The organism is Streptomyces sp. 8N114, assembly GCF_052245835.1.
Classification (GTDB): domain Bacteria; phylum Actinomycetota; class Actinomycetes; order Streptomycetales; family Streptomycetaceae; genus Streptomyces.
Genome location: NZ_JBQQBT010000001.1, coordinates 422,848 through 437,965, shown reverse-complemented (window position 1 = coordinate 437,965; position 15,118 = coordinate 422,848). Strand labels below are relative to the sequence as shown.

The 15,118-nt window shown below is 72.2% G+C and carries 13 protein-coding genes; 10 read left to right on the top strand and 3 right to left on the bottom strand.

Going from position 1 to position 15,118, the window contains the following annotated elements; all coding sequences use genetic code 11:
- Window positions 1-32: 32 nt before the first annotated feature.
- Window positions 33-533 carry a DUF2269 family protein gene (locus ACTWQF_RS01890; protein WP_443276412.1) on the top strand — a complete coding sequence of 167 codons (501 nt, stop codon included), beginning with the start codon at window positions 33-35 and terminating at the stop codon, window positions 531-533.
- A gap of 13 nt (window positions 534-546) precedes the next feature.
- On the opposite strand, the gene ACTWQF_RS01885 is transcribed toward ACTWQF_RS01890, so the two are convergent.
- Complete coding sequence (locus ACTWQF_RS01885) at window positions 547-1,125, bottom strand: dihydrofolate reductase family protein (RefSeq protein ID WP_443276411.1); 579 nt, start codon at window positions 1,123-1,125, stop codon at window positions 547-549.
- A gap of 303 nt (window positions 1,126-1,428) precedes the next feature.
- Between ACTWQF_RS01885 and ACTWQF_RS01880 the strand changes: the two genes are divergently transcribed.
- Window positions 1,429-2,013, top strand: coding sequence for a TetR/AcrR family transcriptional regulator (locus tag ACTWQF_RS01880; protein ID WP_443276409.1), 585 nt, complete (start codon window positions 1,429-1,431; stop codon window positions 2,011-2,013).
- A gap of 131 nt (window positions 2,014-2,144) precedes the next feature.
- Here the strand turns inward: ACTWQF_RS01880 and ACTWQF_RS01875 are convergent, their stop codons facing one another.
- Together ACTWQF_RS01875 and ACTWQF_RS01870 are read right to left on the bottom strand one after the other, a co-directional pair.
- Window positions 2,145-2,714: a transglycosylase SLT domain-containing protein gene (locus ACTWQF_RS01875; protein WP_443276407.1), complete on the bottom strand. Its 570-nt coding sequence runs from the start codon at window positions 2,712-2,714 to the stop codon at window positions 2,145-2,147.
- A gap of 377 nt (window positions 2,715-3,091) precedes the next feature.
- The gene (locus tag ACTWQF_RS01870; protein ID WP_443276406.1) at window positions 3,092-4,237 is read right to left on the bottom strand and encodes a sensor histidine kinase; all 1,146 of its coding nucleotides are present in this window, start codon (window positions 4,235-4,237) and stop codon (window positions 3,092-3,094) included.
- Between the two features lie 323 nt (window positions 4,238-4,560).
- Between ACTWQF_RS01870 and ACTWQF_RS01865 the strand changes: the two genes are divergently transcribed.
- The 8 genes from ACTWQF_RS01865 (at window position 4,561) to ACTWQF_RS01830 (ending at window position 15,109) form a co-directional block, all read left to right on the top strand.
- Window positions 4,561-4,773, top strand: a complete 213-nt coding sequence (locus ACTWQF_RS01865; protein ID WP_443276404.1) for a hypothetical protein — start codon at window positions 4,561-4,563, stop codon at window positions 4,771-4,773.
- 155 nt (window positions 4,774-4,928) lie between these two features.
- On the top strand, window positions 4,929-5,108 hold the full coding sequence (locus tag ACTWQF_RS01860) for a DUF6104 family protein (RefSeq protein ID WP_433099658.1): 180 nt from the start codon (window positions 4,929-4,931) through the stop codon (window positions 5,106-5,108).
- Between the two features lie 187 nt (window positions 5,109-5,295).
- Window positions 5,296-6,324: a DUF4097 family beta strand repeat-containing protein gene (locus tag ACTWQF_RS01855; RefSeq protein ID WP_443276402.1), complete on the top strand. Its 1,029-nt coding sequence runs from the start codon at window positions 5,296-5,298 to the stop codon at window positions 6,322-6,324.
- A 1-nt stretch (window position 6,325) separates the two neighbouring features.
- Window positions 6,326-7,432: a helix-turn-helix transcriptional regulator gene (locus tag ACTWQF_RS01850; protein WP_443276400.1), complete on the top strand. Its 1,107-nt coding sequence runs from the start codon at window positions 6,326-6,328 to the stop codon at window positions 7,430-7,432.
- Between the two features lie 211 nt (window positions 7,433-7,643).
- Window positions 7,644-8,132 carry a CU044_2847 family protein gene (locus tag ACTWQF_RS01845; protein ID WP_443276399.1) on the top strand — a complete coding sequence of 163 codons (489 nt, stop codon included), beginning with the start codon at window positions 7,644-7,646 and terminating at the stop codon, window positions 8,130-8,132.
- 335 nt (window positions 8,133-8,467) lie between these two features.
- On the top strand, window positions 8,468-10,822 hold the full coding sequence (locus tag ACTWQF_RS01840; RefSeq protein ID WP_443276397.1) for a VMAP-C domain-containing protein: 2,355 nt from the start codon (window positions 8,468-8,470) through the stop codon (window positions 10,820-10,822).
- Between the two features lie 11 nt (window positions 10,823-10,833).
- Window positions 10,834-11,898: an AAA family ATPase gene (locus ACTWQF_RS01835; protein ID WP_443276395.1), complete on the top strand. Its 1,065-nt coding sequence runs from the start codon at window positions 10,834-10,836 to the stop codon at window positions 11,896-11,898.
- 7 nt (window positions 11,899-11,905) lie between these two features.
- On the top strand, window positions 11,906-15,109 hold the full coding sequence (locus ACTWQF_RS01830) for an SAV_2336 N-terminal domain-related protein (protein ID WP_443276394.1): 3,204 nt from the start codon (window positions 11,906-11,908) through the stop codon (window positions 15,107-15,109).
- Window positions 15,110-15,118: the final 9 nt, after the last annotated feature.

Genomic DNA, 15,118 nt, shown 5'->3' with positions numbered 1-15,118 from the left:
ACACATCCACCCGCTCGAATCGGGGGTCCTAGGTGACCAAGCTGCTGCTCTCCCTCCATGTACTCGCGGCGATCCTGGCCGTGGGGCCCATCTCGGTCGCCGCGTCGATATTTCCGCGGGCTGCCAGAGAGTTGCTGGCCGCTGGAGAAGGTGCCCGCAAGGGGCGCGGCGCGGGAGCAGCCGCGCTGCTGCACCGCATCTGCAAGGGATACGCCGTCTTCGGCGTGGCCGTACCGGTCTTCGGTATGGCCACCGGCGCGCAACTCGGCGTACTGACGGACGTGTGGCTGGTCGCCTCCATCATCCTGACCACCCTCGCCGCGGTTCTCCTCGGCGCCGTCGTCCTGCCGCGTCAGGCGCGGATGCTGGGTGCGGCGGGCATCGGTCTGGACGAGGGCGAAGCGGCGCCCGAGATCCCCGATCCGCACGCCGCCGCTGCCCGCCTGGCCATGGTGACCGGCATCTTCAACCTGCTGTGGGCGGTGGTGACCGTCCTGATGATCGTCCGCCCCGGCTCGACGACGGGAGCCTGACGCCTGCCCACGGTCACCGCTGCCGCTCGTACGTGGACATGCTGATGCCTGAAGCGAACTCACGCGTGGTGACCGGCGCGAACGCGGTGGGCGTGAACCTGCCGTCGAAGAGCGGGATTCCGGCGCAGGCCACGCGCGGGCTGCGCTTGATGATCAGTTCGTCGATCTCGTGGAGCAGCGTCGCCGCCAGCTTGCCGCCGCCCACGAGCCAGATGTCACTCCCCTCCTGTTTCTTGAGCTCCCGTACGACCTCGGCCGGGTCCCGGTCCCGCACGATCTCCACCGCCGGGTCCCGGTCGGGGGGCAGCGTGCTGGAGAAGACGAACTGCCGGAGGTGCGCGTAGGGACTGGTGACGCCCTCGCGGAGGCCCGGTTCGTAGGTTCCGCGGCCCATCAGCGCGGTGTCGAAGCGCTGGTTCGGACGGTCCGGCAGGCCGAGGGCGGACCGCACGTGGGTGGGAACCGTCTCGGGCAGTTCCTTCGCTATCGCCGCGCTGAGGTCGTCAGGGACTGGGAAGAAGTCGAACTCGCCCTGCGGGCCTGAGATGAAACCGTCGAGCGTGACGCCGACGTAGTAGACGAGCTTGCGCATGAGGGCCTCCTGGCTGTGGATTCCGGTTCGGGCTCAGCGCCGGGTGCCCGGCTTGGGGAGGGGGCGGGGACGCGGGACGGAGTGCGGCTTGAGGGGCTTTCGCCAGGGCTGGTGGCGCGACTCACTGCGGAACTCCGGGCGGCCCGCTGCGCCGGTGAACTGACCTCGCATACTGACTCCCTTGAAGTGCTTCACTTGTACTACTCTGCTTGCAGTGGTTTGAACATAGTACTTCAAGTGAAGTGGTGCAAGAGGGTTCGGGGAGATCCCCGAAGAATCTCCGAGAGAGGCAGGGAAGCCGTCATGCGGCAGAACACCGAGCGGCGCACCGCGCTGCTCGACGCGGCCATCGAGGTGCTGGCACGCGAGGGCTCACGCGGGCTGACGTTGCGCGCCGTCGACAAGGAGGCGGGCGTACCCACGGGCACCGCCTCCAACTACTTCGCCCACCGCGGCGACATGATCACCCAGCTCATGCGGCGCACCCGTGAACGGCTCACGCCTGATGAAGCGGCAATGACGGAGCGCATGAGCGCCCCGCGCACACTTGAGCTCGAAGTCGAGCTGATGCGCGATCTGGTGGGCCGGATGCGCGCCGACCGCAGTAGCTATCTGGCCATGCTGGAGTTGCGGTTGGAAGCCACCCGACGGCCGGAGCTGTACGAGGAACTGTCCGGGTTCTTGCGTGACGAGTTCGACGGCCTCATCGCCTACCACCGCGAAGTCGGAATGCCAGGCGACGACCTGGGTGTCGTCCTTCTCTACCTCGCGATGACGGGCCTGCTGATCGACGACATGACGATCCCGGACATCCTGCGTGAGCCCTACGACGTCGACAGTCTGATCCAGGCAATGATCCCCCGCGTCTTCGGCGCGACCGCCGACTGAGGGACGGTGCCTCGACGGCCGTATTCAGATGGCCGTATTCAAACGTGAGGGCATAGCGAAGGAGCGGGTGGGAGGTGTTCCTCCCACCCGCTCCTGTTCGCATGCGCGGGGGTTTGTGTTTGTGTCGTGGCTCAGTAGGCGGAGTCGACGTTGTCCATGGTGCCGTAGCGGTCGGCGGCGTAGTTGCAGGCGGCGACGATGTTGGCTACGGGGTCGGTGAGTTTGTCGGGGGTGCCTTCGACGTGGTAGCGGTCGAAGGTGGGCTGGATCACCTGGAGCAGGCCCTTGGAGGGGGTGCCCTTCTTGGCGTTGATGTCCCAGTCGTTGATCGCGTTGGGGTCGCCGGCCGACTCGCGGATGATGTTGCGCTTGATGCCGTCGTAGGAGCCGGGGATGTCGTGCTTGGCCATGATGGCGCGTGCCTCGCGGATCCAGCCGTCCAGGTTGTCCGCGTACTTGCCGTCGGCCTGCTGGTCGTCCGCCTTCTGCGCCTTCTTTGCGTGTGCGGCCTGCGTGCTCACGTGCTGCGCGGTCGAGGCGGCGCTTTCGATCGCTGCGGGCTTGGCGGCGGGCTTGGCGGGGGCCTGGGTGGCGTGGGCGGTTCCGGCCAGCGTGGTGGCGGCGATACCGGCCGCGCCCAGCGCGGTCAGGCCGGTGGTGGCGATACGGGCGGGCTTGAGGGTACGCAGGGCGTTACGCATGCGAGCGGGGAGCCTTTCGTGGGGGGACGTTCCGGCCGCGCGTCCCGGGAGTGGTGCGTTGTCCCGGTCTTGTCGCGGCCTGGCACCCACCCTGGGAACCGGCTCCCCCACCCGGCAAATATGTGACGTACGATCCAGAATCGGAACAATCCGGACAGAGGGTCGATCACTCCCCGCCCGCCCCAGGTCAGAGCAACGCAGACATACGAAGCTGCTTCGTAAGTGATCTGGGTCCTATGGGCGCCCTCACAATCCACCCCCGTCGATGTCCCAAGTTCCGCACCCGCAGCGAGATCGTTTGTACGCGCTGTAGGCGGATTCGGGCTCGCTTTGAGGCGCGTACGGCTGGCGAGGCGGCGGGCCCCGGCGGGGCCGAGTCAGCTCGGCCAGGGGAGGGCGGCGTACAGCCGGTAGTCGGGGCCGTCCCAGCCGTGTTCCAGGGTGCCGCCCGCGAGCAGGGTGCGCTCCGTCAGCCCGATGAGGCCCTGCCCGGCGCCGGGGATCCCAGGGCCGGTGTCCGCACCGTCACGCGGTGCGCCCTCGCGCTTGGCGGGGTTGCGGATCTCGACCGTCAGGCCCTTGCCCGAGGCGCCCCGTACGGTCACGGAGACCGGGAGGTCGGGGCCTGCTCCATGCTTGCGGGCGTTCGTCAGGCCCTCCTGCACGATGCGGTACGCCGTACGGCCGGTGATCGCGGGCGCCCTCTCCGGACCGCCTGCCACGTCCACGTCGAGGGTGACGCGGGCTCCGGCCTGCCGGGACTCGTCCGCGAGCCGTTCGACGTCGGCGAGCACCGGCTGCGGACGATCGCCGTCCTCGGGTGCGCGCAGTACTCCGATGACGTCCCGCAGATCCTCCAGTGCCTGGTGCGCGCTGTCCCGGATGACGGCCGCTGCCCGCCCGACCTGCTCCGGGGCGGCGCCCGGGTTGAACTCCAGGGCGCCCGCGTGGACGCTCAGCAGCGAGAGCCGGTGCGCCAGTACGTCGTGCATCTCGCGCGCGATGTCCTCCCGGGCCTCGCGCCGTGCCTCGGTCGCGGCACGTGCGGCCCGCTCGCGCAGCGAGACGACGAGCTGACGCCGGGAACGTACGTACAGGCCCCAGCCGATGGCCCCGGCGAGGAGCGCGAAATAGGTGAGGGACGACGCCGTGCGCGGGTCGTCGGCCGCCGGTTCGCTCGCCAGGAAGATCGGCACCGGTGCGAAGGCCAGGACCGACAGGTACGCCGTCACTCGCGGCGGCCTGTTCACCGCGACGGTGAACAGCGCGACAAGGATCGGGCCCGTGATGAAGTGTGAGAAGGGTTCGGCGAGCAGCAGCACGACGGCGAGCGGCACCGGCAGCCGTCGCCGCACGAAGAGCGCCGCACACGCCAGACCACCGGCCAACTGGTCCATGAGCAGCGCGGTTTCCGAAGTGCCGGGGGCGATCGCCACCGAGTCGGCGCTGAGCACCAGGAAGCACCCGGCGAACAGGAACGCGCCTATGTCGACGGCCCACTCCCGCACTCCGCGGCGGCTCACCCGTCCCTCCGCCCCGCCCCCTGCGAGCCCTCCCTTACGGCGACTCCACAGCGCCGTACGGCGAACCCACCGCACCGCGCGGCGAACCGGCCCCTCCGCGCGGCGAACCGGCCACCCCGTGCGGGTGCTCCCTCGCCTCGTATTACGGCCAATCCCAAGCAGCCCCATAGGGCGAATCTACGGTTCGCCGCCGGCTGTGGGGGCCGGCTGCCCGGAGGTATCGACTTCGGTATGACACCTGCGCCCCGATCGCAGACTTCCGTCGCCCCCGCCGACCCCGAAGCCGGATCCCTGGGCCGTTCCGCACGGGTCAGCCTGCTGCCATGAAGAACTTTCTGGGTTTCGTCTCGTTCCTCCTCATCGCCCAGGGCGCGGGCGGCCTCATACACGAACTGACCGGTGGCTGGTTCCGCCTGTGGACGCTGGTCCACCGCATCGGCTTCCTCGACGGCTACGAGATCTACGCCTGCGTCCTGTCGATAGTCCTCGGCATAGCGGTCGGCGCGGCCTCGGACGCGGTGAAGCGGCCCGGCTGACGTGGGCGGGAGCACGGCCGGGCCCGGCTCGGGGTGCGGACGGCCCGGCATACTCTGGGGCGGAGGCGTCCGGCCGCGCTCTCACCCCTGTACGTGTCCGATGTACGTATCCGATGTACGTATCCGACCGCATGTATCCGACCAGGAGCAGAACCGTGTACTTCACCGACCGTGGCATTGAAGAGCTGGAGCAGCGGCGCGGCGAGGAAGAGGTCAGTTTCGCGTGGCTGTCCGAGCAGCTGCGGACATTCGTCGATCTGAACCCGGACTTCGAGGTGCCGGTGGAACGGCTGGCGACCTGGCTGGCGCGGCTGGACGACGAGGACGAGGAGTGAGGGCAGGCCGTACGCGCTGAAGTCCGTGCGGCGGAGCGCCCCGTCCCGCCTGCCGCCCCTCCCCGCGAGGCTTGCGCGTAACGCGATACGCGACATATCGTGTCTGCATCGAGACGCGATATGTCGTTGCGCGTGGGTAGGTGCCGTGTGCCCGTACGCCGCAGCGCCCGAGCCTGGGGAGGCCGCAGTGCCCGCACCCGAAAGCCGCTCGTGGCAGATCACCGAGCCGCGGCGGATCGAGTTCGACGATCCGGTGACCGAACTGGACGTCCGGGTGGTGAACGGGACCGTCAATGTCGTCGGCACCGCCGATACGACCACCCGCGTCGAGATCGGCAAGGTCGAGGGCCCGCCGCTGCTGGTGCGGCGTGAGGGCGGCAGACTCGTCGTCGCCTACGAGGACCTTCCCTGGCGCGGATTCCTCAAGTGGCTGGACCGCAAGGGCTGGCGGCGCGAGGTGGAGGTGTCGGTGCGGGTTCCGGCGGCCGCCGCGCTGACCGTCGGCGTGGTGGGGGCCAGCGCCGTCGTCTCCGGAGTACGCGGTCGCGCCCGGGTGGCCGGAGTCTCGGGCGGCACCACGCTGGTCGGACTGGCCGGCCCCGTAAGAGCCGAAACCGTCTCAGGCAGCGTGGAGACCCAACGGCTCTCCGGATCACTGCACTTCTCCACCGTCTCCGGCGATCTGACGTGCATCGACGCCTCGGCCTCCAAGATCAAGGCCGACTCCGTCAGCGGTGCGATGATCCTCGATCTGCGGTCGCCCCGGGTGGGCGAGCGCGCCGACATCCGGCTCTCCAGCGTCTCGGGCGAGCTCGCGCTCCGGCTCCCCGACGACGCGGATCTGACGGTGGACGCCTCCACCGCGGGCGGCGCCGTCTCCAGCGCCTTCGACGAACTGTCGACCGGCGGCGACTGGGGCGCCCACCACGTGACCGGCACTCTTGGCGCGGGCCGCGGCGCCCTGCACGCCGTCAACGTCTCCGGCGGCCTCGCCGTCCTGCGCCGGCCACCGGGCGACGACCCGGTGGAAGACGTGGACCGCGTGGACGACCTCGGACCCTGGGACGACATGGACGACCTGGACGGTCCGGGTAACGGCTCGCCGTCCGCGGAGGACCTCGGCGACGGAGGCCAGGACGCCGCCGCAGCGAGCGGCCCGCATCCCCCCGAGCACCCCGGCACCCTCGGCAACCCCTCTCCGGCGAAGGACCTGTGACATGCCTCCTGTCTTCGCACACGGCCGCCTGCGCCTGTACCTGCTGATGCTGCTCGACGAGGCACCGCGCCACGGCTACGAAGTGATGCGTCTTCTCGAAGAGCGCTTCCAGGGGCTGTACGCGCCGTCCGCCGGCACCGTCTACCCACGGCTGGCCAAACTGGAGGCCGAGGGCCTGGTCAGCCACACCACCGAGGGCGGCCGCAAGGTCTACTCGATCACCGAGGCCGGCCGTGCCGAACTGGCCGACCGGCAGGCCGAACTCGCCGAGCTGGAGGTCGAGATCCGCGACTCCGTCGCCGCGCTCGCCGCGGACATCCGCGAGGACGTCAGCGGTACCGCCAGCGACCTGCGCCGCGAGATGCGGGAACAGGCGCGGAACGCGCGCGGCGGGGCCAAGGTCGGCCGCGCCCGAGCCGGCACGGATGCCGCCTCCCGCACCGGCGAGCCCCCCGGCTGGGACGACGGCTGGGAGGGCGGCTGGGACGGCGTCTGGGGGGACAAGGAGGCGTGGCGGCGGGCCAAGGAAGAGATGCGCCACGCCAAGGACGAGTGGAAGGAGCAGGCCCGCAAGGCCAAGGAGGAGGCCCAGCAGGCCAGGCGCCAGGCGAAGAAGGAGCGCGAGGCGCACACCGAGGCGCTGGCCGAGGTGCGGCGTATCGCCCGCCAGGTGCAGGAGCAGGTGCAGACCCGGATGCGCGCGGGGGACTGGCCCGGCGCGGTCCGCGACGGCATGTCCGAACTGGCCCGCGAGATGGGCGATCTGGGCCGCCTGACCGGCCAGACACCGCCCTGGCCCCCGCAGGACGGCCCACAGCCGTCCGGTGCGGAGCCGTCCGGTGCGGAGCCCTACGCCGAGTCCGAAGTGCCGCTCGCCGAGTCCACGGGTGATCCGGTGCGTGACCTCGAACGCCTTCTGGACCGTTTCCGTGACGATGTGCGGGACGCGGCCCGTGACTACGGTGTCAGCGATGCCCAACTGCGCGAGGTGCGCCGCCATCTGTCCACCGCGGCGGCCCATATCGGCGCCGTGCTGCGCGGCCCGCACACCGGCAAGAAGTGGCCCGGCAGAGAGGGGGCCGAGGGCACCGGCTCGGACGACAGCTGACTACCGCCCGCCCGCCGACCCTGGCAGCGTACTCTCCCGCCTCGGCTCGGTGACAGCCCCTCCGGACTTCCCGTGCGCTTCGTCCGGCACGGTCGCGCCATGGGCTCGCGCGGGGTTCAATGTGGCCTCGCGCAGGGCACGTTGACGCGAGTGGGCACGCGTGGGCACGCGTGGGCACGACTGGGTCGAGTGGGGAAGCGAGGGGGCGCACATGGAGCGGGAGATCCGGGAGATCATGTTGCCGGGCGGGGAGACGGTGCTGGCCCGGGTGCATGTCCTGGACGAGGAGGAAGTCCCCCTCGGTGCCGAGGAGTTCGAGTACGACGACGTCGGCATCCGTGACCAGCTCATAGCGCGGGCCCAGCAGCTCAACGAGGTGATCGGCGGCGTGGGCTCCGCCGTCCTCGGCGCCGCCCGGCACGCAAGGCCGGACGAGGTCAGCGTCACGTTCGGCGTCGAGCTGGCCGTCAAGTCCGGCAAGGCGCTCGCCGCCGTCCTCGCCGAAGGGGAGGCCAAGGGCTCGGTCTCCGTCACCCTCACCTGGCACAAGCCCGAGGCGACGACGGACGACCCGACGACCGACGACCCGGCAACGGACGATGTGACGCCGGACGACCCGATGACCGACGACCCGGCAACGGATGAACCGAACACCGATCCGGGCACCGGCAGCAACACCACGGCCCCGCACGGCCGATGAGCACCGGCGGGCGAGTGCGCAAACCGGGGCCGCGGCCTTGCCGTCCTCTACGACCCTCCCGGGGGTACGCGCGGACGACTCCTGGCCCTGCCCGGCCCCCGGCTGCGTACCCGGGGAAGCGGCATCGCCGACGCCAAGTGCCCTCCCGTTGAAACGGGTTGAGGGACCCACCTCTCCCGGGTGTCACACCCGGCGACTAGCCTGCTACCTCATACACCTCACACAGGGAAGCCACGGGGGAACGGGGCGTAGAGGGGGAGCGCTGTGACAGGAGTGCGAGCCGCGCGACGCGGGGGGCCACGATTCGGCGTGCTGCTGTGCGCGCTCTGTGCCGTATGAACGCCCCCGCGAACCTCGCCGACTCCGTTCGCGCATCTGTCGTGCGCATCGGGGCACCCCCCGACGGGTACGACGGAAGCAGCGGGACAAGCGACGACAGTCGTCGCAGCGACAGGAACCGGCGAGCGTTCTGGGGGAGCGGTTTCTTCGTCGCGCCCGGATGGGTCCTCACGTGCGCCCATGTCGTCGGCAAGGGTGCCGCACCCGTATGGAGGGGGGAGCGCGCCATCGGCATCACGATCGGGGACACCGCGGACACAGCGGCAGCTGCCGGTGCGGCCGATGCCGCCGGCGCAGCAGACCTGAGCAGCGCGGGCCGGCCGGACAGCGTCGAGCGCCCCTCCGGCAGCACCGTCCTCCTCGGTGAGCTGGCGTTCGTGCTGCCACTCCCCGACGACCCCCTGGCGCCCCCGTCCCCCTGGCCCTTCCCCGACCTGGCGCTGGTACGTGTGCCGGGCGCCGAGGACGCGGACTGCCTGTGGTTGAGCGACCGTTCGGTGCTGACGCCTGCGGACATCGGGCTGTACGGCTGGGCGCCTGCGGAGGTGAGGGGCGAGCAGATGTTCTTCACCGGTCTGGGGAAGGCCACCGGGGTCGTCGGTCGCCCGCTCATGCTCAGCGGCGACCAGCTGACCGAGGGCTGCTCGGGCGGGCCCGTGCTCGACCAGCGGCGTGGCACGGTGCTCGGCGTCAGCAAGGGCGCGGGCCGCAGGCCGGGCTCGGGCCTGGCCACACCCGTCACCGCGCTCCGCAAGCTGTGCGACGCGGGGCCGCGCGGCGCCCGCGTGCTGCACGAGGTGCTGTCCGCACACGACAGGCACCATCTGCAGCGCTACAACGGCTTCGGCCACAGCTGGCACCGGCAGCACACGCGGCTGGGCCCGTCCGGCGGGGAGCCCGCCTACGGTTTCACGGTGGACCGGCGCGCCGAGCTGTACGCGCTGTTCGCCGAGGTGGAGCCGCCCACCGGCGCAGGCCAGGTGCTGCAACTGGCCAACGAAGCCCGCAACATGGTGCTCCGCTGGCCCTACACGCTGCGGGACCACGACCCCCGCTCCTGGCGGGAGGGTGCCGGCCTGCTCTACGACCCGCGGGATGACAGCACGACGGAGGAGGAGCCGTCCCCCGACCTCGCGCTGGAGGCGGTGGTGCTGTACGCCGCGAAGGTGACCGCCGCGCTCACCCGTTCGGGCAGGGCGCGTACGCCACGGGCGGCCCGCGCGCTGGCCGACCTGCGCGAGTGGGTGGAGCGGACGGCGCGGACACTGCTCAACGACGTCATCCGCGCCCGCGTCCCCGGTGTGCTGGACGGCCACCGCCCGGCGTCGGCGGCGCGTGCCGACGTACTGGTGGAGATCGAGCCGGACATCTACGGGTCGGGACGGCACGGCTGGCGGGTGGCACTGGTCCGTTCGGCCGACCGTGACGACCTCCTGGGCGGGGAAGCCACCGACATCGGGGACGTTGGAGGTGCAGCCCTCGGGGACACCGGGAGCGGAGCCCAGGCCGAGGACGGCGAGCGCGAGGAGGTCACCGTCGAGCAGAGCCGGGAGGACGTGCCGCGCTCGCGGCTGGAGGAGGCCGTGCGCGGGGCGCTGTCGCAGGCGCTGGACCAGTGCGATGTGGACGACCATCTGGCGGCGGTGGAGTTCCTGCTGCCGCGCGCGCTGTTCGACGAGCGGGTGGACGCGTGGCGGGCCCGGCCCTACGACCCGTCCGACCCGTTCAACCCGCACACCCTGCCGCTGGGCCAGCGCAGGCTCGTGGTGGTGCGCGACAGGACCCGTAAGGACCAGGGCTTCACCCCCGAGTGCCGCAGCCGCGCCGCCGCCGTTCTCGACGGCCCCATGGAGGCCGTGCCGCTGCGCCGGGAGGTGCCGGTTTCGGGGCACGCCGCGGCTGTCCCCGAGGGCGGGCAGGCCGCCTACGGGCGGCTGCTGACGGCGCCTCCCGGTGCCGTACCGGTGTACTGCGCGCGGACCGCCAGCGGCCCGGGAGCCCGCGCCATGGCGGCGGCGCTCGGCGCGGGCCACGCCGTGGCGCTGTGGCGGCACTCCTACAGCGACGAGCACGACCACGACGACTGCGCCGAGTTCCACGAACGGGCCGCCGAACTGCTGCGCGAGGCACACTCGGCGCGGCGGCTGCCGCTGCACATCCGGACACTGCGCAACAGGAACGCCGACGTGACCGACGACACGACCGGAACAACTGGCGTGAACGAGGCGTTAATTGATCCCTCGTCGGCCTGGGCACGGCATATCGTCCTGCTTTACGATCCGCCCCACAGAACCTCGGGGGACGGACCGCTGCGCGAACCACCGCTCATGCCCAGACCGCCGACAGCGTAGAGGAGCACACCGTGAGCGATTGGCGCATCTACCGCGGCGCGGGCGTACCGCACGAGGGTGTGCGCGAGCTGCCCGAGCCGCCGCCGTGGCGTGACTTCACCGGCGCCGGCACCGGGCCCGACTCCCCCGGCGGGGCGAGCGGTGACGACCCTGAGGGCGCCGACACCGCCCGGCGGCTGGGCGCCCAGCGCCGCCTTGTGGAGAGTCTCCATCCGCGCCCCGAGGAGGTCGAGGCCGTCAACGCGGCGCTGTATCTGCGCCGTCCGCTGCTGGTCACCGGCAACCCGGGCACCGGCAAGTCCACCCTCGCGCACGCGGTCGCGCACGAGCTGGGCCTGGGCCGGGTGCTTCGCTGGCCCATCGTCAGCCGTACGACGCTGCACGACGGGCTCTACCACTACGACGCCATCGGCCGGCTCCAGGACGTCCAGCTGGACCGTGCCGTGGCCGGAGACGGCAGTACCCCGTCGGCCCGTCCGCCGATCGGGTCGTATCTGCGACTCGGCCCGCTCGGTACGGCGCTGCTGCCCGCGCGGCCCACCGAGCCGGACGGAGTGCCGCTGCCGCGGGTGCTGCTCGTCGACGAGCTGGACAAGAGCGACATAGACCTGCCCAGCGACCTGCTGAACGTCCTGGAGGACGGCGAGTTCACCATCCCCGAGCTGGAGCGCATCGCCGACCGCGAGCCGGTCACCGAGGTGCTGACGGCGGACGGCGACAAGGTCCGGATCGAGGGCGGCCGGGTGCGCTGCACGGTCTTCCCGTTCATAGTGCTCACCTCCAACGGGGAGCGCGACTTCCCGGCCGCGCTGCTGCGCCGCTGCATCCAGCTCGACCTCAAACCGCCGGGCGACGAACAGCTCGCCGCGATGGTCTCCGCACATCTGGGGGAGGAGGCGCTGGAGGAGGGCGCCGAACTGGTCCAGCGGTTCCTGCGGCGCGAGCCGGGACAGGTCATCGCCACCGACCAACTGCTCAACGCCCTGTTCCTGACACAGCGCGCCTCGGGCGTCGAGCGGGTCACCCGCGACCGGCTCGCCGAGATGCTGCTACGCCCTCTCGACCGCCCGAGGTGACCGACACATGAGTGCGGCGTCGACCCCGCCGCGGCAACCTTGGGACCCTGCGCGGTCCACGGCCGGCTCGTGGCCCCCGCAGCGGTCCGTGCGGGACGTGGCGGAGCTGGTGGCACGGCTGCGGGCCGCCGGCTGGGACCCGGAGTCCGAAGAGATCGCCGAGGCACTGTGGCTGGCCCGCTTCGGGGTGGGGGGGACTGGAGGAGGACCCGACGCGGACTCCACCGGGCCGGGCTATCAAGGGAACCGGACGCCGCAGCCGGAGCCTCCCATGCCACCAGCCGAGGACCACCACGCCACCGAGCCGGGGGAGACTCCCACGACCTCGGAGCGCACGGCCCCGGTCTCCCTGTTCGCACCGCGCAGACACGGCGGGGCGCCCCCTGCGGGCTTCCCGGTGCGGGCACCTGCGGCGGGAGCACTGTCCGGACTGCTCGGACTCCAGCACGCGCTGCGCCCGTTGCACGGCTACCGGCCGCCGCTGCCACCCGCCACCGGAGCGCTTGACGAGGATGCCACCGCGGACCTGAGCGCCCGCTCCACCGCGGTACGACCCGTCTTCGGCACCGAGGTCCGCCGCTACAGCGAGATCCAGCTCATCATGGACGCCTCGCCCACCGCCTCGGTATGGCAGCCCACCCTGGAGCGGCTGCGGCAGACCTTCGAACAGCTCGGCGCCTTCCGCGACGTCCAGGTGCGCTATCTGCACCGCGCCCGGGACGGCGCCCCGCTCATCGGCACCGGACCCGCCGAGGGGCCGGCACGGCTGCGCCCCGCCGACGAGTACCGCGACACCACAGGACGCCGCCTCACCCTCGTGGTCAGCGACTGCGTGGGTGCGCTATGGCAGGACGGCCGCGCCCAGCGCCTGCTGCACCACTGGTCCGGCCGCTCGCCGCTGGCCGTCGTCCAGCCGCTGCCGCCCCGGCTGTGGCCGCGTACCGCGCTCCCCGCCGAACCCGGGCAGCTGCTGCGCGAACGCCGTACCGGAGGACGCATCACCTTCGAGCCGGACAGCTACGGCCCGCTCCCGCCGGCGGACGCGGTGCCGGTGCCGGTGCTGCTGCCCACACCCGAGGCGCTGGGCAACTGGGCGCGGCTGCTGGGCACCGACAGCGAGCGTGCCGTGGCCGGTGCCGCCGCCTGGGTGCTGCCCCGGCACCCGGCGATGCCCCCGCCGCGCACCCCCGCGGGCGGCGTACCGGCGCGCACCCTGCTGCGCGAGTTCCGTAACACCGCATCGCCGGGCGCCCTCGATCTGGCCGTGCACCTGGCCGTGGTGCCGCTGCTGCTGCCGGTGATCCATCTGGTGCAGGAGGCGATGCTCCCCGACACCGGCCCGATGGAGCTGGCCGAGGTGCTGCTGTCCGGGCTGCTGACCCGGCTGCCGGAGGAGGAGGACGAGCCGGACGCGGAGGGCTGCCGCAGGACCCGGCTGCACGGCCCCCGCTACACGTTCGCACCCGGCGTCCGCGAGCTGCTGCTGCAATCCCTGGACCAGGGCGCCGCCGTGCTCATCCTCAAGCACCTGTCCGCGTACGTGGCACAGCGCTTCGGCAGGGGCACCCGCAACTTCGCCGCCATGGCCGTCGCCCAGCTCACCGGCCGCGCCGAGGCGGAGCGCGCGGGCCGCGACCCGGACGGCACCGTCGGGGACGGCGCGGAACCGGACGAGGCCGAGGACGGCGACGAGCTGTTCGCCACCATCCCCGCCGAAGTCGTTCGCTTCTACCTGCCCGAGCAGACCGCGGCCGACCAAGTGGCCGAGACCGAGCGGCTACTGCGCCAGTGGCGCGCCCAGGGGGACATCCAACTGCTGCACCGGGCCCGCTCGGTCGGTGAGGCGGCCCGCGCCGCGGACCGCGACAGCACTCGGGCCCGGCTGGTGCTGGGCCGGGTGCTGCACGCACTCGCCGGTACGGCGGCCGTACGGCGCAGCCCGCAGGGACCCGAGCCGCTGCTGCGGGACGCTGCGGAACTGCTGACGGACAACGATCCCGGCTCGCTGCTGGAGCGCGCCGGTGTCGAGCACTCGCTGTGGCAGGTGCGCGGCGGCACCCGGCATCTGCTGCGCGCCGAAGGACTGCTGCGTTCGCTGGCGGGCCGCACCACGGCCGCGGGAGACACGGCGGACCCGTCACTGCCGCCGGACGCCGAGCGCACCCGTAAACTCCGGCTGGGCCGGGTGCTGCTCGCACTGGCCCAGGCCGCACCCGAACACCGCCACAGGGCGGCCCCCGAGGCCGCCGGCGAACTCCGTGAAGCGAGCGACATGCTGGCAGACCGCGCGCCAGGGTCTCCCGAGCCCTCCAGCGCTTCCGCGACCTCCCAGGCCGGGCCCGCACCGGCCGGGAGCGCACCGCCGGCCGGGCAGACATCGGACTCCCGCGCCCGTGACGAGACCCGGGCGCAGCGCTGCGGCGCCCTCCTCGACCTGGCGTCCGCACTGCGGTTGAGCGGCGCCCCGCCGCAGGAGCGTCTCGATGTGCTGGAGGAGGCCGGGGCCCTCGCGGGCGAGCGGTCCGGACTGCGGCTGCGCTGTGCGAGGGAGCGCGCCCGCGTGCTGCGCGAGACCCGCGACTGGGAAGCGGCGGCCGAGGCGTACACGGAGGCCGAACGGCTGTCGGAACGCGACAGCGCCCAGCGCGGCGAACTGCTCATCGAATGGGGCGAGATGCTGCTCACCGAAGCGGGCGACCTGGGGCGCGCCGAGGGGCTGCTGCGCGAGGCCCTCACCCGCGCGCCGTCCGGCAGTCCGGCTGTGGCCAGGGCCGCCCTGCTGCTCGGCCGCGTCCTGCTGCTGCGCTACGAACGCGAGAGCTTCCTTCCCGACCTGTACGAGGGATGCCATCTGCTGGAGCAGGCCGCACGCCAGGGTGCCGATGCGGAGGCGCGTGCGCAGGCGTGGCTGCGGCTGGGAAGGGCCCGTGGGCTCTTCCCAGCGGCTGCACCGGAGTCCCAGCAGGCGGCAGCCGAATTCTCCAAGGCGCTGGAGGAGCTTGCCGAATCGCGCGAGCGCGGCTCCGTCACCGCTGCCCGCGCACTGCACGGCCGGGCCGAATTCCACCGCTCCCAGGGGCGTACGGAGGAGGCGCTGGCCGACTACCGTGCGGCGGACGCCGAGTGGCAGTTGCTGGCCGGCCAGCTGGCCGATATCCCCTGGGCCGAGGTACGCGACACCAGGGACCGGGTGGCCGAACTGGCGGGCTGAGCAGGGACG